At 46.8% G+C, this 25,164-nt stretch carries 20 protein-coding genes; 6 read left to right on the top strand and 14 right to left on the bottom strand.

Features of this window, described 5'->3' with window-relative positions; translation table 11 throughout:
* The first annotated feature begins 216 nt into the window (after window positions 1–216).
* Complete coding sequence (locus tag AC5YB3_RS14770) at window positions 217–2,781, top strand: AAA family ATPase (RefSeq protein WP_259560351.1); 2,565 nt, start codon at window positions 217–219, stop codon at window positions 2,779–2,781.
* A 417-nt stretch (window positions 2,782–3,198) separates the two neighbouring features.
* Here the strand turns inward: AC5YB3_RS14770 and AC5YB3_RS14765 are convergent, their stop codons facing one another.
* From AC5YB3_RS14765 to metB, 8 genes are all read right to left on the bottom strand, one after another.
* On the bottom strand, window positions 3,199–4,266 hold the full coding sequence (locus tag AC5YB3_RS14765; protein ID WP_494525609.1) for a c-type cytochrome: 1,068 nt from the start codon (window positions 4,264–4,266) through the stop codon (window positions 3,199–3,201).
* A gap of 10 nt (window positions 4,267–4,276) precedes the next feature.
* On the bottom strand, window positions 4,277–4,903 hold the full coding sequence (locus AC5YB3_RS14760; protein ID WP_310802594.1) for a c-type cytochrome: 627 nt from the start codon (window positions 4,901–4,903) through the stop codon (window positions 4,277–4,279).
* A 227-nt stretch (window positions 4,904–5,130) separates the two neighbouring features.
* Window positions 5,131–6,159 (bottom strand): DUF2955 domain-containing protein, encoded by a 1,029-nt coding sequence (locus AC5YB3_RS14755; protein ID WP_283630354.1) that lies wholly within the window; start codon window positions 6,157–6,159, stop codon window positions 5,131–5,133.
* 213 nt (window positions 6,160–6,372) lie between these two features.
* A complete protein-coding gene (locus AC5YB3_RS14750; protein WP_494525608.1) occupies window positions 6,373–7,431 on the bottom strand; it encodes an HlyD family secretion protein in 1,059 nt (352 codons plus the stop codon).
* An 8-nt stretch (window positions 7,432–7,439) separates the two neighbouring features.
* Window positions 7,440–7,913 (bottom strand): MarR family transcriptional regulator, encoded by a 474-nt coding sequence (locus tag AC5YB3_RS14745; RefSeq protein WP_494525607.1) that lies wholly within the window; start codon window positions 7,911–7,913, stop codon window positions 7,440–7,442.
* A gap of 284 nt (window positions 7,914–8,197) precedes the next feature.
* Window positions 8,198–9,085 carry a methylenetetrahydrofolate reductase gene (metF, locus tag AC5YB3_RS14740; RefSeq protein ID WP_494525606.1) on the bottom strand — a complete coding sequence of 296 codons (888 nt, stop codon included), beginning with the start codon at window positions 9,083–9,085 and terminating at the stop codon, window positions 8,198–8,200.
* A 217-nt stretch (window positions 9,086–9,302) separates the two neighbouring features.
* A complete protein-coding gene (locus AC5YB3_RS14735; RefSeq protein ID WP_494525605.1) occupies window positions 9,303–11,696 on the bottom strand; it encodes a bifunctional aspartate kinase/homoserine dehydrogenase II in 2,394 nt (797 codons plus the stop codon).
* 11 nt (window positions 11,697–11,707) lie between these two features.
* Window positions 11,708–12,871, bottom strand: a complete 1,164-nt coding sequence (metB, locus tag AC5YB3_RS14730) for a cystathionine gamma-synthase (RefSeq protein ID WP_494525604.1) — start codon at window positions 12,869–12,871, stop codon at window positions 11,708–11,710.
* A 212-nt stretch (window positions 12,872–13,083) separates the two neighbouring features.
* On the opposite strand from metB, the gene metJ reads away from it, so the two are divergent.
* Window positions 13,084–13,398: a met regulon transcriptional regulator MetJ gene (gene metJ, locus AC5YB3_RS14725; protein WP_006083215.1), complete on the top strand. Its 315-nt coding sequence runs from the start codon at window positions 13,084–13,086 to the stop codon at window positions 13,396–13,398.
* A gap of 81 nt (window positions 13,399–13,479) precedes the next feature.
* On the top strand, window positions 13,480–14,223 hold the full coding sequence (locus tag AC5YB3_RS14720; protein WP_494525603.1) for a sulfite exporter TauE/SafE family protein: 744 nt from the start codon (window positions 13,480–13,482) through the stop codon (window positions 14,221–14,223).
* Window positions 14,224–14,329: 106 nt separating this feature from the next.
* Here AC5YB3_RS14720 and nrfD read toward each other — a convergent pair whose 3' ends face one another.
* From nrfD to AC5YB3_RS14695, 5 genes are all read right to left on the bottom strand, one after another.
* On the bottom strand, window positions 14,330–15,277 hold the full coding sequence (gene nrfD / locus AC5YB3_RS14715; protein ID WP_494525602.1) for an NrfD/PsrC family molybdoenzyme membrane anchor subunit: 948 nt from the start codon (window positions 15,275–15,277) through the stop codon (window positions 14,330–14,332).
* A gap of 2 nt (window positions 15,278–15,279) precedes the next feature.
* Window positions 15,280–15,846: a 4Fe-4S dicluster domain-containing protein gene (locus AC5YB3_RS14710; protein ID WP_006087006.1), complete on the bottom strand. Its 567-nt coding sequence runs from the start codon at window positions 15,844–15,846 to the stop codon at window positions 15,280–15,282.
* Window positions 15,847–15,858: 12 nt separating this feature from the next.
* Window positions 15,859–18,141 carry a thiosulfate reductase PhsA gene (phsA, locus tag AC5YB3_RS14705; protein WP_494525601.1) on the bottom strand — a complete coding sequence of 761 codons (2,283 nt, stop codon included), beginning with the start codon at window positions 18,139–18,141 and terminating at the stop codon, window positions 15,859–15,861.
* Between the two features lie 442 nt (window positions 18,142–18,583).
* Complete coding sequence (locus tag AC5YB3_RS14700) at window positions 18,584–19,246, bottom strand: pentapeptide repeat-containing protein (RefSeq protein WP_212600083.1); 663 nt, start codon at window positions 19,244–19,246, stop codon at window positions 18,584–18,586.
* Between the two features lie 105 nt (window positions 19,247–19,351).
* Window positions 19,352–19,831 (bottom strand): SRPBCC family protein, encoded by a 480-nt coding sequence (locus tag AC5YB3_RS14695; protein ID WP_242326394.1) that lies wholly within the window; start codon window positions 19,829–19,831, stop codon window positions 19,352–19,354.
* 225 nt (window positions 19,832–20,056) lie between these two features.
* Between AC5YB3_RS14695 and AC5YB3_RS14690 the strand changes: the two genes are divergently transcribed.
* Together AC5YB3_RS14690 and AC5YB3_RS14685 are read left to right on the top strand one after the other, a co-directional pair.
* A complete protein-coding gene (locus AC5YB3_RS14690; RefSeq protein ID WP_494525600.1) occupies window positions 20,057–20,485 on the top strand; it encodes a hypothetical protein in 429 nt (142 codons plus the stop codon).
* Window positions 20,472–21,575 (top strand): phosphoribosylaminoimidazolesuccinocarboxamide synthase, encoded by a 1,104-nt coding sequence (locus AC5YB3_RS14685; RefSeq protein ID WP_259521082.1) that lies wholly within the window; start codon window positions 20,472–20,474, stop codon window positions 21,573–21,575. Before AC5YB3_RS14690 ends, AC5YB3_RS14685 begins: the two co-directional genes overlap by 14 nt.
* Before the next feature lie 1,293 nt (window positions 21,576–22,868).
* On the opposite strand, the gene AC5YB3_RS14680 is transcribed toward AC5YB3_RS14685, so the two are convergent.
* Window positions 22,869–23,744 (bottom strand): hypothetical protein, encoded by an 876-nt coding sequence (locus AC5YB3_RS14680; RefSeq protein ID WP_494525599.1) that lies wholly within the window; start codon window positions 23,742–23,744, stop codon window positions 22,869–22,871.
* Between the two features lie 397 nt (window positions 23,745–24,141).
* Here AC5YB3_RS14680 and AC5YB3_RS14675 point away from each other — a divergent pair, with 397 nt between their 5' ends.
* On the top strand, window positions 24,142–25,119 hold the full coding sequence (locus AC5YB3_RS14675; RefSeq protein WP_494525598.1) for a transposase: 978 nt from the start codon (window positions 24,142–24,144) through the stop codon (window positions 25,117–25,119).
* The last annotated feature ends 45 nt before the right edge of the window (window positions 25,120–25,164 follow it).

The raw sequence follows: 25,164 nt of genomic DNA, 5'->3' as shown, positions 1-25,164 counted from the left end.
GCTCTGTGAGCTGCATTCCTGCGTTAGAGCAAGTGTGTTCACAGATGCATACATTATAGATTAATAAACTTTACTTACGGGCAAGCATACGCTTATGTTAGGCACAGCCCATACATTCATTTCATAAACAGAGACATGGACGTTAGAGCACAAGGAAATTCAGTTTAGTTTGTGAATAAAAACTATACACACTTTCAATCATACTAGGGATAGAAAATGCTCAATATTCAAAGCGAGATTAGAACTTGGCTCTATACACAGCAAGACTGGCTACAAGAACTAGCCGATAAATTATTAAAACAGGGTAAGTTGAGCGAAGAAGATTTAGCTATTGCATGTCAAAGTATCAAATCAGTAAATGGTCAAAAGGTGAGTCAAAATCGGAATTTTGCTGGTTTAATTCAACCTAGTTTAATTTCAGGTGAATTACGATTGTGCAGTATTGGCAATGTTCATGGGATTGAGAATCTTGCACCAAGACTGCCTTTATCCTTTTCATCAGGTAACCTGACGGTTGTTTACGGTCAAAATGGTTCAGGTAAGTCTAGTTATACTCGCATTCTAAAGAAAATGTCCGGTAAGCCTCGCTCTGCAATGCTGAAATCCAATGTATTTCAGACCGCCCCTATAGAGAAAAAGTGCGAAATAGAATACGAACTCGAGGGGAAACGCGTGAAATGCGAATGGCATGCGAATAGTGAACCTATTGATGCGCTCAGAGCTGTAGATTTCTTCGATAGTGATGAAGCAAACCATTATTTACGAAGTGAGAGTGCAGCAACATACATACCACCAATTGTTGGAATGTTTGAATCTTTGGCAGTTGCCTGTGACCAAATAAAAAGCATGCTGCAAGCTGAACAAAATAAACTTGTTAGCTCATTGCCTCAAATTCCGCATACTTTTGCAAATACAGACGTAGCAGGCAAACTCAAAGGGATAACTTCTAATACTTCGGATGAGGTTTTTCTACAACTGGTTACTTGGACTCAGGAGAGCCAAGACCAACTAGAGTTACTTAAAAAAAGACTAGAAGCCACTGACCCATTAGCAATTGCTAAACAATACAGAGCTACTAAGCTACAAGCTGATAGCATAGCGATTAATCTCAAAAAAGGGGCATTAGCGTATGGAGTTGCCAATTTAGAAAGATTAAAAAAATTACAGAGCGATGCACTAATTAAGCGACAAGTCGCTTCTGAAGCTGCACAGGTAGGTTCAGCGGTATTAGCACAAGTAGGAAGTAACACATGGCGATCTTTATGGGAGGCTGCACGAGATTATTCGCAAATAGCATACCCAGCTCGGGAATTTCCAGTTACAGATGATGCGCGTTGTGTTCTATGTCATCAAGAGCTCAGCTTAGATGCTAAGCAACGCTTAAATGATTTTGAGTCTTTTGTTCAAGGTAAACTCGAAGGAGCGGCTAAGTTAGCCGAATCAATCTACAACGAAGCACTTGCTAATCTTCCGAATATTCCAACAGTTGAGTTAATTAATACGCAATGTGAGGCAGCGGGGCTGACTAGTGAAGATTGGAAGACGTATCTTATAAAGTTTTGGGAGCTAGCCTTGTGTGTTCGTAATTCATTAATTAAAAAGGATAATATTGAAACGATCCTTCCAGTATTTGAAGTTGTAGATGCTGAAAAAATACTAGGTGAACACTCTATAGCTTTAGAGCTTCAGGCTGTTCAATACGATAAAGATGCACAAACGTTTGATCGAGTATTGGCAACAAAAAACAAAAATGAACTAGAAGCAAAGCAGTGGGTATCGCAACAACATGATGCAGTTAAGCTGGAAATACAAAGACTTAAACAACACCGAACATTTGATGGATGGAAGTCATTAGCAAATTCAAGAGCAGTATCAACAAAAGCTAGCGCTATATCCGAACAAATTATTACGAAAAATTATGTAAATCGCTTTAACACAGAACTTCAATTGCTTGGCGCAAATAGGCTTAAAATAGAACTTGTTAAATCAAAAGCAACAAAAGGAAAGATATTACATCGGTTACAGTTGAAAGACTCTAAACAATCCCATCCTATCGAACTAGTGTTGAGTGAAGGTGAACGTCGTATCATCGCCCTTGCAGCTTTTCTTGCCGATGTTGCTGAAAAGCCAATGTTTTCCTCGTTTATTTTCGATGATCCGATATCGTCTTTAGATCATGATTTTGAATGGAATGTAGCTACTCGTTTAGCGGAGTTAGCGAAGACTCGACAAGTGCTCATTTTTACACATCGACTTTCCTTATATGGAGCTGTTGAAGATGCTGCCAAAAAATTAGGAGAGGATTTTAGAGATAAACACCTAAATCAGATATGCATTGAGTCATTTGGAGGTATCGCTGGTCACCCCATTGGTGAAGCGGTGTGGAACTCTAAAACTACCAAAGCGAATAATATTTTAATTACTCGTCTTGGCGAAGCAAAGCGTGCTGGTGAAAGTGGTGGTGGTGATTCTTACCGTATTCTAGCTCAAGGTATTTGTAGTGATTTTCGAAAACTTCTCGAGCGTACAGTTGAAGATGACTTGCTAAACGAAATTGTAAAAAGGCATAGACGTAGTGTAACGACTGAAAACCGTTTGAAAATGTTGCCATTAATAAACAAAGAGGATTGTCAATTTATCGATAACTTAATGACAAAATATTCTTGTTTTGAACATAGCCAATCGATGGAGACCCCAATATTTATACCGGAAGTCCTTGAATTACAAAGTGACATAGACGCTCTAATAACTTGGCGTAAGGAATTCAAAGGCCGGAAATAAGATAGTTACATTGAAGTGTAACAATCCCTATAAACGAAAATAATAAACCAGCTTAAAATCAGTTTCTTAGAAAACGTAGAGGGGGTTCGACTCCCTCAATACGTTTTGCACATTAGAGATAGTGAATAAGCCACTTATAGCGAAAATCTCCGTATGCTTTTAAAGCGACAGTTAACACTGATATCCGAAAGGTGAGTCATGGTGATTTGCGAGACGACCGTCCGCCCCATGGACGGGGCGGTCGAGCATCCACGGATGGACTAGCTGCGTGTCGGTGAGCCAATGCCATGACAAGCCTAAACTCGAAAACTTATTAATAATAAAAAAGCCAGCAAAGCTAAATGCTTGCTGGCTTTTCTGTCTAACTTATTCACTCGCTTTATAACATCACACGAGCACTTAATCTCAGCCGCTCAACTATGACTTCTTAGGAAAAATGGGATAGGACTCAGTGCCTAACACTTTGCCATCGACCTCGACACCATAGTAATCGCTGTCATTATGGTATTTCTCCTGCGCCTGCTTCACATCACCTTTGCTACGCGGGTCTTGTGGACGCTCGTGGGAGTTGATATAAGCTGCAACGTCCCAAGCCTGTTGGTTAGTTAACTGCATACTCTTACCAAAAGGCATGTTTTCATGGATGAAGAATGCGGCAGTATTGACCCTGTGCATTCCCGCACCCCAGTTGTAACTCTTAGGCCCCCACAGCGGTGGCAGCGCATAAACGCCAGCAATCGCTTGACCTTGGCCATCAACACTGTGGCAAGTTTGGCAATGGGCGACATAGACCTCTTTACCCCGTTCAGGTGAATAGGCTTGTTCGGGTTTTGGGATCTCAGGATAACCACGACCCGGCAAGTTGGCACGCTGCTCAACTGTCATCGCCTTGGCTAATATCTCAGGTAGCGGGAAGTCTTCCCGTTTGGCACCTTTAACTAACTCGGCATCACTCAGCTCAGGGACTGGGCCGCTAATATTAGCTTCGTCCATCAAGCCACCCATGCCTAACCAATAGGCATAGGCAGAAAGCGCTACTAGCTCAGGGCTCGCCGATGCAGGGGCTTTACCATTCATCGAATAGTTAAAGCAGCCCTGAATGCGCTCTTCAAAGCTACTGACCTTATTATCTTTTTTGCGATAGGCCGGATAAGCAAAATACGCGCCCCATAGAGGTGAAGCATTGGCTTTACGGCCCGCATCCATATGGCAGTTGGTGCAATTAAGCTCGTTGCCCACATACTTATCACGCAGTTGTTGGGTATTCACAAATAGCTGATAACCCAAACGCACTTTGTCACCAAAGGCGCCTTCAGGAATGGCACTCAAAGGTCTAGGAGTAAGATAGGTTTGATCCGGTATCTTAGGGAAAGAAGGCAGCGGGGCTTGTTTATCCGGGCGCTCTTGCAGCGGATCCGATTCGGCTTGCGCCTGCACGGTTAACGACCCCATCGCGGCCAGTAATAACATTGCGGAATATTTCATGGCCAGCTCCTTATTTCAAATTAGCAAAGTAGTTTGCTAAGGCATCAACCTCAGCGGCGGTAAGCTTGTTAGCTACGTTCGCCATCATGCCATCGACATCACCTTTGCGCGTTCCCGACTGCCATGCCAGTAATTGAGTTTTAATATAACTCGCTTGCTGACCGGCTAAACGGGGAAATAAGCCGCCACCTAACCCCGAAGGACCATGGCAGGTCACGCAGGCTGGTAAACCACGTGACCAATCACCTTGGTAGGCTAAGCGGGCGGTATCGTCATTGAAAACCACCTGTTCACCGCGGATAACGGGCTTGACCTCATTGGCAGGCTTTGCAGAAAAGTAGTTTGCCACTTGCTCAATCCCATCACCTTGTAGCGTCATTGCCATCGGCATCATGGTCGCATTTTGGCGCATACCCGCTTGGAAATGTTGTAACTGGGTCGAGATATATTGTTTAGATAATCCCGCTAATCGAGGGCCGAGCGGTTCAACGCCCTGACCTTCTACCCCATGACAAGACACACATAACTGTGCCGGTTGGGGGATAATTTCCATCAATTGTTTGCCAGAAGGCGCAACGGAGGCGGCCGCATAGCCGCTGCATAGCGTTAAGCCTATGACGAATGTTTTAATCTTCATGTTCTATCCTTGAAGAGAGTTAAGCTCTAAAGCATAGGTGGTAATTGTTATTTATGTTGCTGCTCACACACTGAGCCCATTTTTGAGTCAGCCGCCCATTTTTAAAACAGTCAATAAATGAGCCTTAGCGTTCATTAAAGCTCATTTATTGTTCAATCCAAATGGGATAAATTTACCTTACTCTTTGAAAGGGTATGCTGCAAGTCTTCAAGCCCGAGTAGCCAGAATCAATAACCAAATCGCGTCGATTCAAAACGATTCAATAACTTATGTATCAAATAACACAGGAGTAGCGTGCCGACGATGGCGGTGAGAATGCTGCTCACTCGATATAAGGCGCTGAAGATTAAATCGTTGCCTGGGGTCAGATACTGGCCAAACAGAATACCTAAGGTCGTCATGGCGCCAAAACCCACGCCTGAGCCACTTGCCTCTCGCACATGGGCTTGGCTAAAGATCATCAGTCCAATCCACAGCAAAGGGACGATTAATATCAATAGTCCTGACCAGTCATAGAGTACTAACTGCACAACGACCCCAAACGACACGCCCAGCAAAGTGCCTATGGCGCGCTTACGGGCATAGTCGAGTGCGCCATTCCAATGCATAGGAAACAGGAGCAACAAGGTGGTCGCCTGAGCTGACATCGAATCCCGCAGATCAAATATTTGGAATACCAGAAACGATGCGGTCGCTATGGTCGCGCCGAGTAACGCTTCGTGGCGCATTCGATGTGGCGCCTTAGGTCCAGGCTTGTAAGCCGCCCTGGGTTCCACATCGGGCCAGAGTGCCGTCATAGCATAGGCAATAACGACCGACAATGCCGTCGCCCAAAAGTTACTGAAAACTAAGTCGTTTAAATCAACGCCGGGATAGCTAGCAAAGTGCAGCATGATGCTGAGGCTGAGCACTCCGTTGGCGCCAAAGAGGAATAAACTGCCGCGGGACATGGCCGCAAAACGGTATAGAAATAACAGAAAGACGATGGGCGTCATCAGGCCGGGATGGCTGCCGAAGAAACCACCGAGCAGTCCAACCTCTAACCCCGCCATGGCAGATGAGGCCAATAACTGACGCATAGCGTGGCCATTCATCACAGGCACGAGTCCGAGTAACAGCATGGGTGTCACAGTGAAGAAGACTCCATTGCTCCAACCAAACATTTTACACAGGGTAAAACCTATGGTCGCGCCAGTCGCAATCCGTAAACACTGGCGTAAATCGTTGGCCGTCAATGGGCTATGGCGTAGTAACATGCTCGTCGCCTTGTTCTATCGATACGTAAAATTGGGGATGTTTAGCTGGCTTATGCTGCATTCACACTTATGTTGCTTTGAAGCGCTCACTCAAGCCACTCGCGGCTAACACACACCGACCGCGAGTCACTCGCCCGTCAATAGCAATAAGTGCGAGTAGATAGGCGAGTAAATACGCTAGTAAATAGGCTGATAAATAAGCTAGTAAATAGGCTAATAAATATAGTGCAGCAGGCTAATGACTTTAATCTGCACTTTAGCCAGCAGACTAAACAGGCTATTCTCGGGCAGCAGTTGCACGGTCGCGCGCGCACCGGCTGGCAAGCTGTTCATCGCCATCCCATCTAACTCCAAATGCAGTCTCAATCTTTGGGCATCACGCACCCAACGGTCAGACTCCTGCGGCGCCGCTAAACGGCCATTGGCATCGAATTGCCCCGCACTCACGCCCGCATCGACACTACTCACCGTCGCCCGATATAAACGGCCAGGTTCGCCATCGAACGCAATCAAAGCGGTCGAAGAAGTATTGACACCACGCAGGCTCTTCTCGCGAAAATCGGCAATAATATCCACTTTATCCGATACCACGGCCAACAGAGGTTGCCCCACAGTCGCAAAACTACCGACTTCTAATTGCAAGTTAGTCACTATCCCATCCTGATCGGCACGTATTTGGGTGTAAGACAGATTAAGCTCAGCTTGGGCTAAATGGTTTTGCGCCTGACGCACTTTAAGATTCTCTTCGCCATAACTGCCGCGACTCACTTTGAGTTTTTCTAAACGCGCATTGGCGGCAAGCAAATTTGCTTCAGCAGCTGCGGCATCACTATCGGCCTGATCCCTTTGCTGCTGCGATACACCATGGGTGGTATACAGGGCATCGAGGCGCTTAGCTTCGCTGCGTTTCTGTTGTGAGGTGGTTTTGTTGGCATTGACGTCGGCCTTCGCGGCAAGCAGCGAGGCATCTAACTCGGCATTGTCTTGGCGGGCTTGCTCTAAGGCCAATTTAGCTTGCGATACCGCTAACTCATAGGGCGCGGGATCGACTTGAAACAGCAAATCGCCCTTGGCAACCGCTTGGTTGTTCGTCACGGCTATGGTCTGAATTTTGCCGCTGATCTGCGGCGTAACCTTAGTCACCACACGCGTCGCCATAGCTTGCGGCGTTAATGGCATCATAGTATCGGCAAGCATAAAATAGCCAAAAACCATCACAAAGCCGAACATGGCAAATTTTACTAAACGGGCAAACTGTTGATCCGGTGTCATCTTCTTTCTCACAAAATGGTTGCTGTTGCCTTGGCCAATTTGGCGCTGGCGTTGTCACTAATCAGGCTAGTAATGCGTTCAAATTCGCTGAGCTCGCTGGCACTGATCCCAGCTAATAACTCACGGCGCACCTGAATTATCCGCGCTTCCATTTGCTTTAATACATCCAATCCCACAGGCGTTAGCGTCACAATCCTTGCGCGCTTATCTTTGTCGCAGCAATGACGCTCGACTAAACCTTGCTCTTCTAATTGCCCTAAGGTGCGCATTAACGAAGCCAATTCAATTTCTAAGGCATCGGCCAACACTTTCTGGCTCACGCTGTCGCCTAAACGCAGTAATTTCCACAATGCCGTCCAGCGGGGATGAGTTAATCCCAAAGGTGCCAGCTCGACATCGGCCACGGTACGCCACAATCGATGCAAACGGCCTAAATGCTCCGCCAGTGATAACTCTTTCAATCGCTCTAATTCTTTTTGCATCTTGCTCACCCACTTAGTTAGCGTGCTAAGCATTATACTTAGTTAGCAGGCTAAGTAAACTGACTTACATAACACCATGACCCATTTTCAAGGGGATTTTTAAGCTAAATAAATGAAAAATAATCCGATTAATTTTTTATAAAATCATCAAAAATACGATTAGCAAGAACAGAAGATAAGGCAAAGCCGATACAATTGAAGTGAATACACAGATAGGATTTTAAAAGCAAAAAAGCACTGATTCTCATCAGCGCTTTAATCTTTAGAACATGTTAAATAATAGCTTACTTAGGGCGCACACCTAACGTATGGCAAATCGCATAGGTCAGTTCGGCGCGGTTTAGGGTGTAGAAGTGGAAATCCTTCACGCCTTCGCGGGACAGTACTTTTACCATATCGATTGCCACGTTTGCACCCACCAATTGGCGTGTACCGGCATCGTTTTCTAAACCATCGAATTGCTTGTGTAGCCAGCCCGGTAACGACACATTGGTCATGCCCGCGAAACGTTTTAACTGGGTAAAGTTAGTCACAGGTAAGATACCTGGCACAATTTCAACGTCGATACCGGCGGCAACGCAGCGGTCACGAAAACGCAGGTAAGATTCTACATCGAAGAAAAACTGGGTAATGGCACGGCTAGCGCCCGCATCAATCTTACGCTTAAGGTTGATCAAATCCGCCTGTGCGTTGCTCGCATCGGGATGCACTTCTGGATAGGCTGCAACGGAAATATCAAAGTCGGCCACTGAGCGCAGCAAACGTACTAAATCCACCGCAAAACGAGTGGGCTTAGGGCTGCCCGCAGGTAAATCACCCCGCAGTGCCACTATGTCACGAATGCCCGACTTCCAGTAATGCTTAGCCAGTTCTAATAGCTCTTCATCGCTAGCATCAACTAAGGTTAAGTGCGGCGCGGCAATAAGGTCGGTTTCCTGTTGAATACGCTCAATCACGCCGTGGGTGCGGTCGCGCACACCTGAGTTAGCGCCATAGGTCACAGACACAAACTTAGGATTAAGCGGCTCTAAACGACGAATAGAGTTCCACAGGATTTGTTCCATTTCGGGGGTCGATGGCGGAAAAAACTCAAAAGAAACATTAATATCGCCATTAAGCTCAGACAAACTCTGGTTCAGCGATTGTGAATGTTGTGCGTGATGAAAAGCCATGTGTATTTCCTCAACCGCCCTTGGCGCTACTCTTTGCTAGTATGAATTAGTTCAAATGGACGTTTGGACGTCTACATGTCCATATACTAGAGAAACTGAGATGTAAGTCAAGCCAAAAAATCCCCATAAACCGCATTTAATCTCGGTTAATTCGATAGATTTATTCTAGCCAATAAAAAAGGACTCGAATGAGTCCTTTAAGCTGCTGAATTTCAGTCTACTCTTGCAAGAGATCGCGACAGATCTGCGTCAGATCCGACTGCACCGCTGCCGCTGTCACTTCGCGTCCGGCGCCCGGTCCACGGATGATCAACGGATTGCCTTGATAGAAGGCACTGCGGATCACAAACACGTTATCGCCGGGGGTCAAATTAGCGTAAGGATGATGGGCATCAATCCACTGCAAACCGACTTCAGCTTTAAGCTCTGGGCCGCTGTTATCTAAGGATGCCACGTATCTGAGCACCTTATTTTGCTCCGCCGCCGCACCGTATTGTTGCAGCAGATCGGCATCTAACTCGGCAATGCGGGTGAGAAATTGATCTAAGGGAATATCGGCCAAATCGGCTGGCACTAATGAGCGTAATTCAATATCTTCAAGCTCGATTTCAAGGCCAATTTCACGGGCCAAAATGAGCAGTTTACGCTGCATATCACGACCAGACAGATCGTCGCGGGGATCAGGTTCAGTGATACCTAAGCCTCTGGCTTCAATCACTAATTCAGAGAAAGGCTTGCTGGTATCGTATTTCTCAAACAACCAACACAAGGTGCCAGAGAAAATCCCGCCCACGGCTTCAACGCTATCACCGCTGTTACGCAGATCATTTAACGCATGTTGGATAGGCAAACCCGCGCCACAGCTGGCGTTATAGCGCCAAAATAAACGACGATTACCCAATTGCTGCTTTAACTCACGATAGAAAGGCAGTGGACCCGAGCCTGCGAGTTTATTCGCGCTCACCACATGGATGCCGCGCTCGAATAGCTCTGGATATTGCAGCGTCAAACTGGCGCTGGCACTGATATCTAAGGCCACCAGCTCATCGCAGTTAACCCGTTCTAATTGTTCGAACAAGTGCTCGTACTGCCAAGGCGTAGCCTCGGTATTAAACTCAGTCTGCCACGCGGCAAGATTAATGCCTGTGGATTTAATCAAGGCTTTACTCGAACTGACTAAACCGACTAACTCAACGCTGGCTTCGAGTTCATGATCCAGTGATGGCGACACCGACTTAAATAAATCGACCCAAGCCTCACCTATGTTGCCCACGCCGAGCAGTAAGACGCCAATGCGTTTACGCGGCCCAGCGCAGCGGCGGTGTACCTTTTGGGTTAACAGATTCACCTGCGACTGGGGCACCAGCGTCACTAAACTTAAGTCACCACTAAACAAAGGTTTAGCATCACGACTTAATAAACGAGCAAAACTGCGGCGATAATGTTCTGCATCGGCACTGACTAACGCCACTAGGCCGAGATCTGTGTTGATCTGTTGTTCGCTGATCCCTAATGCTTGTGCCTCGGCATCGAGCAATCTTTGCACTTGTTTTTGATTTTCAGCGGTATAGGCAAGCTCAACCCTTTGATGGGCAGAGGTCCAATGGGCCAATGGCGTTAAACCCGCGGCAATCAATAAATCTAATAAACGAGTTAACTCTCCCGTAAGCTTAAAGCCGAACAGCACAACAGCATTGAGGTTAGTCACCACAGGTGCGCTCGCCGACGAACTATGGGGCGCAATCAAGGTAAAGTCGGTGTGTGATGCATAACTTGAGCGCACCGCTAAACTCACTTCGGTATTAAACAAAGGCTGCAAAGTGCGCGAATGCAATACTGGCGAGCCTAAACGCGCTAAGCGGTCAGCTTCGGCAAGTGACATGCTTTTGAGTAATTTAGCATCGTTGATCTTATTCGGGTCAGCGTTGAACACCCCTTCCACATCGGTCCAAATGGTCACGCGCTCAATATCGGCAAGGCTGGCAATCAAGCTGGCACTAAAATCTGAACCATTACGACCAAGTAATAAAGTATCGCCGCGCTCGTTAGCGCAGATAAATCCTGTGATCACTAGTCGTTCATTGGGATGTGCGGCCAATAGCGCTTGTACTTTAGCGCGGGATTCTTGCACCCGAATTTGCGGCACGGCGGCTTCATCGGCCACTAAAATTGAACAGGCATCCACATGGCTTGCCGCCACACCAGATTCGCGCAGCAGCGCCGCCATCAGGCGCGCCGACCAACGCTCGCCAAAGCTCACCACATGGTTAACTTGGTATTCGTTACGTTCGTCGAGGGACAATAAACTGATGAGTTGCGCCTGATCTGTCGCCAAACGCTCGCGCAGATCGCGGGCTTGTTCGTTCGACAATAACTGCTCTACCAACCCTTGTTGGTAGCTGGTCAGCACTTGTAATTCTTCTTGCCACAGCTGACCCGCATCACGCAGCGCTAATAATTTATACAGGAAATTCGTGCTCTTACCCGCCGCAGAGACCACCACAAGGTCATCGCTATGACCGTGGGTTAACAGGATATGGGCGACTCGACGATAACAATCGGCATCCGCTAAACTGGAGCCACCAAATTTATGTAAGTGACAACGTGCCATCTATTATTCCTCTACTGACAAGCCGCAACGGCGGCTAATCCTGCTTGAATATCTGCAACTAAATCGGCGGCATCTTCAATACCCACCGATAAACGCAATAGGGTGTCTTTAATGCCTGCCTCAAAACGCGCCTGCGGCTCCATGGCTCTGTGGGTCATAGTGGCGGGCACGGCCACTAAACTTTCGACGCCACCTAAACTTTCCGCCACGCTAAATAAGCTAAGTGCACCTAAAAAGGCCACGACTTCGGCCTCGCCGCCCTTGAGCTCAAAACTCAGCATAGCGCCAAAGCCTTTTTGTTGCTTGGCTGCAATGGTGTGACCAGGGTGATCCGCAAGACCAGGGTAATAAACTTTGCTCACCACAGGGCTTTGCGTCAATACCTCAACAATGCGCTGGGCATTGGCTTGATGTTCACGAATTCGCACCGCTAAGGTGCGTAGGCCGCGCAGGGTTAAGTAACTATCAAATGCCGATCCCGTTAAGCCTAGAGTGTTCGACCACCAATGTAAGCTTTCGCCGATTTGTGCATCTTTAGCAACCACAGCGCCGCCAACCACATCGCTGTGACCATTGATGTATTTAGTGGTGGAGTGGATAACGATATCCGCGCCTAATAATAGGGGTTGTTGCAATATCGGCGATAAAAAAGTGTTATCGACCACCACCAGCGCGCCGACCTCATGGCTCGCCTTGGCAATGGCTTCGATATCCACCACACGCAATAGCGGGTTAGACGGGGTTTCGAGCCACACCATCTTAGGATGTTGCCCGATAGCGGCGGCTAACGCTTGGCTGTCGTTTTGATCGACCACAATCAACTTAAACTGGCCTTTCTTCGCCAAGTTAGTAAATAAACGGTAAGAACCGCCGTAACAATCATGGGGCACCACCAACAGGTCATCAGGGCCGAGCAATGTGGTCACTAGGGTGATGGCCGCCATGCCAGTGCATGTCACTATGCCAGTGGCGCCCTTTTCTAATTGGGCTAATGCTTCACCTAAAATGCAGCGCGTTGGGTTGCCTGAACGACTGTAATCGAATTCGCGGGGATTTTTATGACCATCGAAGGCGTAATTAGTCGACAAATAAATCGGTGGCACAACTGCACCATATTGAGTATCGCTTTCGATACCCTGACGCACTGCCAGTGTGGCTAATTGACGCTCTGCCATGGGTGGACTCCTAAATTCGGTAGACTGATAGAGATGTCTGGACGTCTAAATGTACCTAAGCCCAAGGCCATCGTCAATAGGCGTGAAGACGTTTAGACGTCTGAACATAAAGAAATCTGTTTGCAATCACAAAGAAATAGTAGCAATAATTTGACTGTTCTTTGTAAGGGTTTAAAATCTGCCCCGAATTTAGCGTTATAACAGGTGAGTCAATGACTGAATGGAATGGGGAATACATCAGCCCCTATGCTGAACATGGCAAGAAGAATGAACAAGTAAAGAAAATTACTGTGTCTATTCCGCTCAAAGTGCTTAAGGTCCTTACGGACGAACGTACGCGTCGTCAGGTCAATAATTTGCGTCACGCCACCAACAGCGAGCTGTTGTGTGAGGCATTTTTGCACGCCTACACTGGCCAGCCATTGCCTAACGATGAAGATCTGTCAAAAGATAGCCCAGACAGCATTCCCGCCGAAGCCAAGTTGCTGATGGACGAGATGGGGATCGAGTGGGAAGACATGGAATAGCGACTTGTCGCTTTCAAAGTCATATCACAGTGCTCATCAATAGGGATCGTTAACGATCCCTTTTTGTTTATATGGAATCCTATGTTTTCTCTAATAGATCCACAGACACTCGCCTTAGCCTCGCTGGTCGTGTTTCTTGGCGCCTTAACCCAGAGCCTGATTGGGTTTGGCCTAGCGGTTGTCGCCAGTCCTTTGCTGTATATCGTCGATCCGCAGCTCGTACCTGCGCCTGTTATTGCTATGGGTTTCTCCATCGCCCTGCTGACCTTAGTGCGTGAGCGTGGTCATTTAGAATTCAATGGCTTGCAATATGCACTTATAGGTCGCGTGCCCGGCGGTTTTATCGGCGCGAGTCTGTTGCTGTTTGCACCTCAGCCCATACTCGGGTTATCCATCGCCGCCATTGTAGCGGTCGCGGTGATCCTTAGCCTGTATAAATTCAGCCTACCCGTGAATAAGAAAACCCTCTTCGGCGCGGGTGTCGTCTCGGGGATTTTCGGTAATATTGCTGCTATTGGTGGTCCGCCGATGGCGATTCTATTGTCAGGCAAAGACGCTTCGCAGTTTCGCGCCGCCCTGTCGGCCTTCTTCATTTTTAGCTCCACCATAGCTATGGTCATTCTGGCGATCACTGGTTTATTAGAATTGAAGCACCTGTGGCTGTCGTTACTATTGCTGCCTTCAGTACTTTTAGGGTATTTAGTCGCGGGGCGATTGGTAGGCCGTGTCGATAAAGAGAAGACAAAAATGGCGACCTTAGTCCTGTGCAGTATCAGCGCCTTAGTGCTAACGGTGAAGTCGGTTATCGAACTCTTACCCCAATAAGCGTCCTGCTTGTACTGGCAAACCTTCTCAAAATTCAAACAATAAAAAAGCACTGACATTGTCAGTGCTTTTTCTTTATCTATCAATATGTAAAGTCAACTTACACTCAGCTTAAATAGCTTTGCCCTGCATACACAATAAAGTGTCTTAGCGCGAGCACGCCGGTTAAACTCGCGCAGGCCACCATGATCATCGCGCCCTTAGTGTGGCGAGTTGCTGCGGGTAACAACATGAACAGCAATGGAATACCAAAACCAATCCCGACGACGCCAATCCAGAACACGCTTGCCCATAGCCCAGAGGTTAACGACGCTAAAGCCGCAGCCGCTGCGCCGCCCTTGAAGTACAAGGCGCAGAACAACATGAACAGGAACAGGATTTCAATCGCCATCACAGGCAATTCTAACCCGTGCATCTTAGCCAAAGTCTTATCATGGCTATCGGTCTTAAACAGCAAGAGTGCCAGTACCGCATTTGCCGCAGCGCCCGCCGATAAACCCGACACTAAAAACAGCGCAGGCAGTACCGCAGTGTTGAGCATAGGGTAAGCATTCATCGCCGAAATTAAGAAGCCAGTGTAAGCCCCTACACCAATGGCAAGGACAAACAACAATACTTCAATCAGCTTTCGAAATGGCATAAGTAACTTAGCGATGGGCGTTAAGAAACCCAAACCCCATTTTGGTAAATCATCCCGCAGCACAATAATGGCGTACGCAAAGGCTAAGGGAGAATACGCCAGTAGCGCCAGCACTCCAATGGCCATCACGGACTGGAAGTTATAGTGAATTAAGATCAGCCAGAAGTGGAAGGGTTTGGTTAAATCAAACACTAAGCAAGCTAGACCTAAGCTAATCGCCACAGGCCCAATAATGGCTGCCGCCTTAAGAATGCTGCTTTCAGCTCCCGCGCTGAGTTCCTTATTCGCCCAGCGTAAACCAATGCCAATCAATAAACTGCCCGCGGATAACCCCGCCATAAACAGGTAAACGGCAATGACCCAGTGCCAAGTGATAGGATCATATTGCGCCATGTCGCCCCAAGTATTGTTCATAATCAAATCCCCCCTCTTTTGGTAGGAACGCGATATACCCTAGGTTTAGTGCCTAAATGGGTTTTATCTTGGTATGTGATTTTAGTGTTGAGCATGATGGCCACGTCACTCTGCGGATCATTGGCATCACCAAACACTAAGGCATCGGTTGGACACACAGTCACACAAGCAGGCTCTTCGCCCCGCGCTAAACGACTGTCTTTACAGAAGTTACACTTATCCGCCGCCTTGGTTTCTGGGTTCATAAAGCGCACTTTGTAGGGGCACGCTGCCACACAGTACATACAGCCGACACACTTCTCGGTATGGATAGAGATAATGCCGTCTTCACCCACATAGGCTGCGCCCGTTGGGCATACCTTAACGCAGGGCGCATCTTCACATTGCTGGCAAGATACCCTGTGATATTTGAAATGCAGATTGGGCATCTCACCAAAGGGGCCTTCCACACGCACTTGCAGACGAGTAACGCCTTCGGGTACGCCATTTTCACTGCGACACGCCACGTTACAGGCTTGGCAGCCGATGCACTTATTCTCGTCGTGCACCATTACATATCGTTTATTCATTTAAGCCTCCGATTAGCGCTTTACCAGCGTGACGCCCGTGGTGTGCACAGTCATGCCACACACAGGAGCCGTCACGTGCGGCAGTAAGTTACCGCAGTGGACACCTTTGCCCGTTGCTCTGACCAACTCTTTGTTTTTAGAACCAAAGCCCATGTAAGCAAACACAGTATCTTGGCGAATGCCCGGCGTGACTAAGGCATGGCCTTCTTCTGTGCCAACACTGCTGGTGAGGCGGATTGGGTCGCCATTACTGATCCCTAATTTGCCCGCAGTAACAGGGTGAACCCACACAGCGTTATCCGACATAAGGTTAGCGAGCATAGGCACATTGTGGGTGGCGCCATTGGTGTGCACCGCCACTTTGCCTTGGATAAAGTACAGCTCATCTGCTTTTTTAAGATGCACTTCGCGGAACTTGATCCCCCCACGGCCCGGTGCCATGGCTTCCACTTTCGCGGAAGTGAGTTCAATCTTGCCACTCGGGGTTTTAAAGGTGAGTGCACTGGCGTAAGTGCCGTCGTCATCCATTGGCCGTGCGCCTGGATAGGCTTGAGTGAAATCATTCACCATCTTGGCTTCGCGCAGCATGAGCGGTTTACCAAAACTCACAAAACCTTCGTCTTTGATACGGCGCAGCAGGTCAGTGTCGCGGTTCACCTGCAGCATTTGTAGGGTTTCCATGTTTTCCCATGGATAGAACTCGCCAAGGCCCATAGCCACACCCACATCCTTAAAGATCTGCCAAGAAGGCTTAGTATCACCTAAGGTTTCAACCACACGTTGGCGCACATAATAGGCGGGATTTTTACCGGATTTATCAGCAATTTCTTCATCACGTTCAAGATAAGTCGATTCAGGTAAAATCACGTCCGCATAGGCGGCGGTTTCGCTGATATACACATCACACACGGCGATAAAGTCGAGCTTTTTCATCGCTTCAACAACGCGTGCTCTGTCTGTCATGGTTTGCATTGGGTTAGTGCGTGACATCACCCAGCCGTGTAACTGGTAAGGCACAGCGCTTAAGGTAGCATCGAGAATGGTTTGGTAGACGCCGCCCGATGTCCACATCATGGCGTACTGTTCTTCCACTTGATCGATTCGTTTCGCTGCTGGTTTTGGCATGTCTTTCACGCCGGGTTTGGCCAATACGGGCGCAACCGCTTCACCGGCAAGCTTGTTGTAATCACTGGGTTTCTGGCCGATATAAATCCCGCCCTTACGCTCAATATTACCAATCAAGACGTTGGCGGCGTACAGGGCGCGGCGCATCTCAAACTCTTCGGTGGTAAAGGTGGCTCTGTGACCAAAATCGACCACGGCATGGGGCGCTTTAGCGGCATATTCGTGGGCGATGCGGCGAATGTCTTTGGCAGGTACATCGGAAATGGTTTCGGCCCATTCAGGGGTATAAGCTTTCACTTCGGCGGCAAAGGCTTCGAAGCCTTCCACATAGCGCGCGACGAATGCCTTGTCGTAAAGATTATCTTCAATCAATACATGGCATAACGCCAAGGCGACGGCCACGTCGGTTCCGGGGCGAATGGCATACCATTCATCGGCTTTATCGGCCACGACGGAGAATCTTGGCTCGAAGACCACCAGCTTGGCACCTTTGTCCATTTGCGCCGCCATCATGCCGCGGGTTTCGGACATATTGATGCCTTCGTACAGGTTATGGCCGAAGTTAATGATGTATTTAGAGTTACTTAAATCTCGTTTGACCTTAGTGCCAAAAATAGCCTTAGCGGCAATTTCATAACCACCAGGGCAAGTCGAAGCGTGGGTAAAGATATTGGGACTGCCAAAGGCGGTCGCGAGGTGAAACAAATGCTTTTCTTGTGAGCCCGATTTTGACGAGAATGCCACGGCTTCTGGGCCATGTTCTTTTTTGATTTTATTTAGATTTTCGGCGATAAGTTGATAAGCCTCATCCCAACTGATCTCGGCCCATTTGCCTTCGCCACGTTCGCCAACCCGCTTTAACGGTTTAACGATACGCTGTGGATCGTACAGTAAGCTATGGCCTGCGCCGCCACGGGCACACACTTTACCGCCAAAGGACTTAGCGGCCTTGTTGCCACTAATGAAGACGTTTTTGCCCTCAATCACCCGCGCCGAAATCGGACAACGGGTTGAACACATTTCGCAAATACTGGCAATTTCCTTGCCCATGCCCTTTAGCTGCTTATTCTCTAATGCCGCTAAGCTGCCCGGCAGCAGACTGGCTAACGCACACGTGGCGCTGCTCGCTCCCGCTCCCTTTAAAAAGGTTCGCCTATTAAGCTCAATCATGGTTACCTCCATCACGCTCATCCCACCCGTCAGTCGCCATTTGTGGCGCCATCGAGCAGAGGTTTGCTCACTGATTTGATTACTTTTTTAGTTATAAAAGCGTAAAAACAGCGCCGCCATATCTTCAAAATACCAGCATCCGCTGAATACACTGCTCATCCACAAAGATTGTTATCCCGAAAGAGGTAGGCGGATATTGTGGTAAACCACATGGGGAAGCTCGGTGTGATCTATCGCAACTAAAACCTAAGACTGACGTTGAAATACGTGAATAAGATCAATAGGCTTATTGGGAACGGGCTTTACATCGACGGAGAAGACAGAAAAAAGCCGCCAGTTTGGACACTGGCGACTTAGAAGAAAACTGACATTTTAGTCAATTGCGATAACCCGAGCAGGATAAGAACATCGCACTAGCGGGCGCAAACTGATTACAATCGCATTAATCCATTAACTCTATATCAAGGCAGTTGAGCAGGCGAATCGCTTCGTCGCGGCTAAACTTAGCCCCTTTGATTTTATTGTTAAAAATGTCGATATCGTAATTTGAGGCCTCGCTGAAATCCGCCTCCAATAATTGAGTTCGGCCAAACAGACTATGACTAAAATCCGTGTAGGTGAAATTGGCTTGGTTGAAACTGCCCTCGCGAAAATCCACATCGTGGGCCTTACACTCTTCGATGATGATTTCATCGAGGGACAAGCCTAAAAATGAGCAGTCATTTAAGATACATTGCTTAAAGGAAAAAGGCGCGGCAAAGGATAAACGCGACCATGCGGCGCGGGTCCAATCGATACCGACTAACTTACACTCTTCAAACTCGACCCCGCTGAACTGGCACTGGGGCACTTTCACTAAGCTCAAGTTGCAGCGTACAAAGCGACAATCGATAAACTTACATTTACGAAAAACGCTCTCGCTAAAATGACAGTCTTGAAAGCAGCAATCCTCGAACTCGATGCCCTGTAGCTCTTGGGCTAATTCCGACAAACCATTGAACTGTTTTGATAAAAAACTATTGCCCTGCAAAACTGCGCTTTGCGCGAGTTGCGATGGCGCAAGCACCGATTGTTTAAGCACAGGCACTTCTTTCTGTGACGACATAACACCTCTAATCCTGCCCAATCCCCAACAATATGATAATGCAGGGCAATTGGGCTAGGTACGACCTAATGTTGACTCTCTGATACGAGGCTTGAGACTCACCGGCTAAATGTTCGCGACGAGTTCCTCAAGCTGATCGGTCGCCTTAGACCAACCCTGATGAAACCCCATATCCTCATGATTCTGCCTATCTTCGCTATTCCAATGCAGCACCCGCGCAGTGTACTTGGTCTTACCGTCCACAGGTTCAAAGGTGATGGTTGCTGTCATAAAGGCCTTGTCGGACGGCACCCATGCCTCGGTAAAGGCATCGGTAAATACGATACGCTCATTCTCAACCACCTCGAGATACACGCCGCGATTCGGGAAATCTTGCCCCTCAGGGCTGCGCATCACGATCACGTTAGTGCCACCAGCACGCACATCTAAGGTCGCACTAGCCACAGTCCACGGCCTTGGCGTAAACCAAATTTTGAGAAGCTCAGGCTCGGTCCACGCGCGGAACAGTTTTTCCGGCGGCGCGTCGATAATCCGCTCTAATATCAATTCTCTGTCACTATCTAGATGTGGATGACTTGTGCTCATATTCCCTCCATTGGATATTTAGCTTGATGGTCTTGTGGGCTGCAACTGTGTCATAAGCTCGCACATCAGCAAGCTAAAATACAGCCTTTCAATATCCGATTTTTGTATCAAACATGGCACCCATCGTTTCGCTTTAGCACGTTATTGCGAGGCAAATCCTTACGGCCGCTAGACTCGCTGCGAAGTACTATGTAAAGAGCAATACCAAGAGCGATACAAAGAACAATGCAAATAGCCGTGGTAAATTTCGTCAATAAAGGTAAAATGTCGCCACTTTTTCGCGGCAGTCTAGCACAAGGTTCTCTCGGATTAATGGTTAGCATTTTCGAGCAAAATGGCACGGGCCCAGCCCGCTTTAACAGACCACTTTCACTGTGGTGCCAACCTTGCCCTGCGTTTGTTCCATCCATTGCATTATCTTCACCCAACACAATTCAAACACCGCCCGAAAATACCACTTTTGTTGTTCAAGATTTAACATCAACCCCCGCAAACTGGCCGAACGCTTTACGCCCTAAGCCACGCGCGAATAATAAAGCGGTTGCAATAAATCTGGCTGTTGCTAACGCCATAGTCCATCTGCAAACCGACACTTATAAAAACCTTATCCCTACACTCTCTATCCTAAGGAATACTCGTCATGAGTCTTGCTGATTCCGTACTTGCCATCAATAACGATTTGCCAATCCGCACCGACAGCCCAGTCCACAGCGGCAAGGTTCGCAGCGTTTACTGGCTAACCGACGCCGACAGCCGCCGTTTAATTACCACTAAAGGTTATAACGTCCCCGAAGATACTCCGCTCGCCATCATGGTGATCAGCGACCGTATCTCGGCCTTCGACTGTATCTTCCACGGTGAAGGCGGCCTCAAAGGCATTCCCGGTAAAGGCGCAGCATTAAACGCGATATCTAACCATTGGTTTAAACTGTTCGCCGAAAACGGCCTAGCCGACAGCCATATTTTGGATATCCCGCACCCGTTCGTATGGATAGTCCAAAAAGCTCGCCCTATTAAAGTCGAAGCTATTTGCCGCCAGTACATCACAGGCTCAATGTGGCGCGCTTACTCAAAAGGCGAGCGAGTATTCTGTGGCATCACACTGCCAGAAGGCTTAGAAAAAGATCAAAAGCTACCTGAGCTGTTAATCACCCCATCGACTAAGGGCATTTTAACTGGCATCCCAGGCGTGCCCGCCCAAGATGACGTGAACATCAGCCGCAGCGACATCGAAGCCAATTACCAAGCCTTTGGCTTTGAAAAGCTTGCAGATATCGACCTGTATGAGAAGCTGTTAAAAGATGGCTTTAAAGTGATTTCAAAAGCACTGGCCGACATTGACCAAGTGTTTGTCGACACTAAATTTGAGTTCGGCTATGTCACCGACAAAGACGGCAATTCAAAACTGATTTACATGGATGAAGTCGGCACCCCAGATTCATCACGTATTTGGGACGGCGCCGCCTACCGCGATGGCAAGATTTTAGAAAACTCTAAAGAGGGTTTCCGCCAGTTCTTGCTGAATCATTTCCCCGATCCAGATGTGCTGCTCAACAAAGACAGAATGCCAGAGCGTGAAGCCCTAGCTCGCGACAATGACCTGCCACTTGAGGCCATGATGCAAGTGTCACACACTTACACAGGCGTTGCCGAGAAAGTGACTGGCGCGGCGATTCCGCTGCCAGCGAATCCAAAGGCAGATATCATCAAGATCCTACGGGAAGAGTATGATCTGATTGTTTAATCAAATCATAGTGGGATGAGGAGTTTTCCCTTTCCCAAAGAGCAGAAAGGCGCTTAGGCGCCTTTTTGTTTGCTTTACAAAAGCAGCTTTTCCAAACTTCGTTTGGATCAAAGTCGTGGGGCTTCACCCCACACCCGACCAAGAGGGGATCAACAGCAATTCCCTCTTGGATCTCCCTTGCCGGCCCTAGCGAAGTTACATGCATTAGGTACTAGCTTCGTGCTTATTCGAAAATAGCTAACGCTTCCGATGGGGCGTCCCTTCCCCCCGAAAGCTACGCAGACGTCCTGTCTGCGTCACGCTATTTCCTTCAACGCCCTTCAGCAACTTCGCAGGGAAAGGTGTACTTCTGAGGCTTTGGTGTTGCTTGAGAGTAATGCAAAGCAAACAGAGTGATACCTACCATCACTTTTAGAAAATTTAACAATGGGTGGCTCGTTAAATTCTTCGTCCCTGCACCTGCGAAAGCTAGCTCGGTCATCTGATAGGCAGGATGTCTGAATGTCGTGAAGTGCATGGATGCACGAGAACGACCATGCCAAGACTCACGCACTCTTTATTAAATCAAGGGCTCTATTCGCCCTGCGGCAGATCCAAGGGGATGGAGTATTCCTGTAATTTGGGGTGTTGTTTGCCAGTCCTTATAAAGCAAAAAGAGCTATGCCTGTGCCATCTCTTTTTGAAAATTTAACGATGGTTGTCTCGATAAATTTTATGGCAGGAGTAAAGCAGTTAAACAGAAAACGAAGGCCAAAAAGCCTTCGGTGAGCAGATTATTGTCTTGACTCACTGGGAGCGTCCATATATGGCCTTTTTAATGTTCTTAGATTTTATTGGATATTCAATCTAACTTTTAATCCTCGCTGCTTTTAAATAAACTCTAATTTAAAACGATTACATACAGGAGTCTAAAACAATGAGAAATATAAATTGATGAAAAACAAATCCCATGCTAAATTATTAAAACCAATCAAATAGGTAGATAACATGAAAATAAAAAAATGCCCTTACTGCGGAGTTAAAATAAGTATTTTAAAACTTAGAGGGAAATGCGGAATTTGCAATAATGAGATCGATGTTAATTTTTGCATACTAAAAACCTCAATAAGCTTTTCTTTAATATACTTACTATACAAATGGTTTATTTGGGATTTTGTTGGAAACTTATATATAAATATTTTTGTATTATCATTAATCTCTGGATTTATAGCTTTGTATTTTTCGGTACTGAGAAAAGTTGAGTAAATATTTTTGTTGGGGTAATTACATTACCCCAACAACTTAACTATAAAGTTATTGTTCTTTTCTTTTCAATACTGGGTTGTCATTAATTGCACCTCTACCACTTCCGAAACCGCCACCGCCGCTGCTACCGCCACCTACAATCCCACCACCGCCAGTAGTCCCCCCTCCTCCGCTGTCAACCCCGCCACCGCTTGCACCATTACTAGCTTGAGTTAGCTTATCAGCAGGGATCTCTACACCATTTCGAATAACTGAAATTAATTTCCCACCTTTAAAGACAAGTACGTCACCGACTTTAAATATTGACTGTGCTGACATTATGTAGCCTGCTGCAGTAGATAATCCACCGGTTATCCCGCCAGCTACTACTAAGCCCAATGTTTTATTACCAGTTTGCAGCAACACTACTTGTGTAATTTTACCTCCAACTTTATGTAATTGAACAGCTGTTATAGCTCCGACAATTACAGAGTTAGTCATTTGCTTTAAAGCTGTTCTTATTTCAACCTCAATATTTGACATTGGTTGACTCTTAAATGTATAGTTTTGAAGATAATTAACTATTGAAGTTGCATCACTACTGTCTTTCCAATCATTACAATTATTGTCAGTGTCAAATCGACAATCAAGCGCAGCATCTTTTTGCATTACAACTGGAGGTAAGTGATTAGTCTTTTTTAGATAACTAAGATAATCAGAGTATGTAATTGAGTCCACCACAACATTGGAATCATATATGTAAAATGTATCTGCTGCCCTAAAAACCTGTTTATTACCTGTGATATATTTTGAAACGGCACCCATTGCATTACAGCTATCACTTGTACAAATTAAATTATATACATTTCTCGCTGGCTCTGCCTGACTAAAAAAAGAAACTGCACTAAAAGCAGATACAAAAATAGGTATTGATATTGACTTCATCAATTAAAATTCCATTTAAATCCATATGAAAAACCTATTATTCACACAAAAACCCCATACGCAACAAAAAACCACATATATCTATACTTTAGTTTTTATATTGATAAATACACCTTTATTTTGTTATTTTAGTGAGCACAAAGCATGGCTTTGATAATTTATTGTTTAATTTTGGTAAAAATATTTTCTTGTTCTGGTCTAATTCCATCGAACACTTAATTTTGAAGCAGTAAAAAATGAATCAGGCCATATATGGACGCTCCCAGTGAGTCAAGGCAAGGCTTTGTTTCCTAAATCGAGTCAGCGAACAAAAGTAACTAAATGGACATCCATCGTTAATGGCGCGGTAGTTAACCTCCGACTATGCTTAGGCTAAGCATTGAACAAGGAGGTTTGTATGCCGCGCCCTCGCAGAACTCAGATTAGTGTTGAAGACACGCCCTTCTATCACTGTTGTAGTCGCGTTGTTCGGCGTGCATTTTTATGCGGCGATGATAGTTACTCGGGGAAAAACTATGACCATCGCCGCGCCTGGGTAGAATCGCTACTATTTGAACTTGAGGCGGTTTTTGCTATTGATGTAGCGGCCTTTACGGTGATGTCGAATCATTTGCATGTGGTGTTACGGGTGGATATCGACCGTGCTAATCGTTGGACTGATCGCGAAGTGCTTGAGCAGTGGCATAAGCTATTCAAAGGCGATGAATTAACGCAAAAATTCGCTAAAGGTGAGTTGATTGAACCTCACCAAGTCCTCAGGCTAAAGCATGCCATAGCAATTTACCGTAGCCGTTTATGTGATATCAGTTGGTTCATGCGTTGCTTAAACGAACCGATAGCAAGACAAGCAAATCAAGAGGATAACTGTAGTGGTCGTTTCTGGGAAGGCCGCTTTAAGTCACAGGCTCTTCTTGATGAAGCTGCTGTTTTAGCCTGTATGACCTATGTTGATTTGAATCCCATCAGAGCCAAAATGGCTGACACGCCAGAACAATCAGACCATACCAGCATTCAGCTACGCATTCGGGCAGCATTGAAAGGTGATCAGCCTAGCAATCTACTGCCTTTCATTGGTAATGAACGCGATAACCAACCTAATGGAATCGCGTTTACACTCAAGGATTATCTTGAGTTAGTTGAGGATACAGGGCGGATCATCCGCAACGACAAGCGTGGTGCAATAAGTGAAAATAGCGCCAACTTACTGACAAGATTAAATATATCCCATGAAAATTGGTTAAAACTGACCACAGAGTTTGGCAAGATATTTCATGGTCCAGTGGGGACGCTGCAAGAACTGACCGATTACTGCGAGCATTTAGAGAAGCGACGACGGCACTTTGCTAAATGCTGCCGGTACCTTAACGCTGGCTGATTTCAAGCCTGTTTCATTGCTCGTTCCTTCAAGACCTCCAACGAG

Source organism: Shewanella sp. 1311 (genome assembly GCF_059338235.1).
Note: the sequence above shows the minus strand (reverse complement) of the source record. Positions and strands in the feature narration are given on the sequence as shown.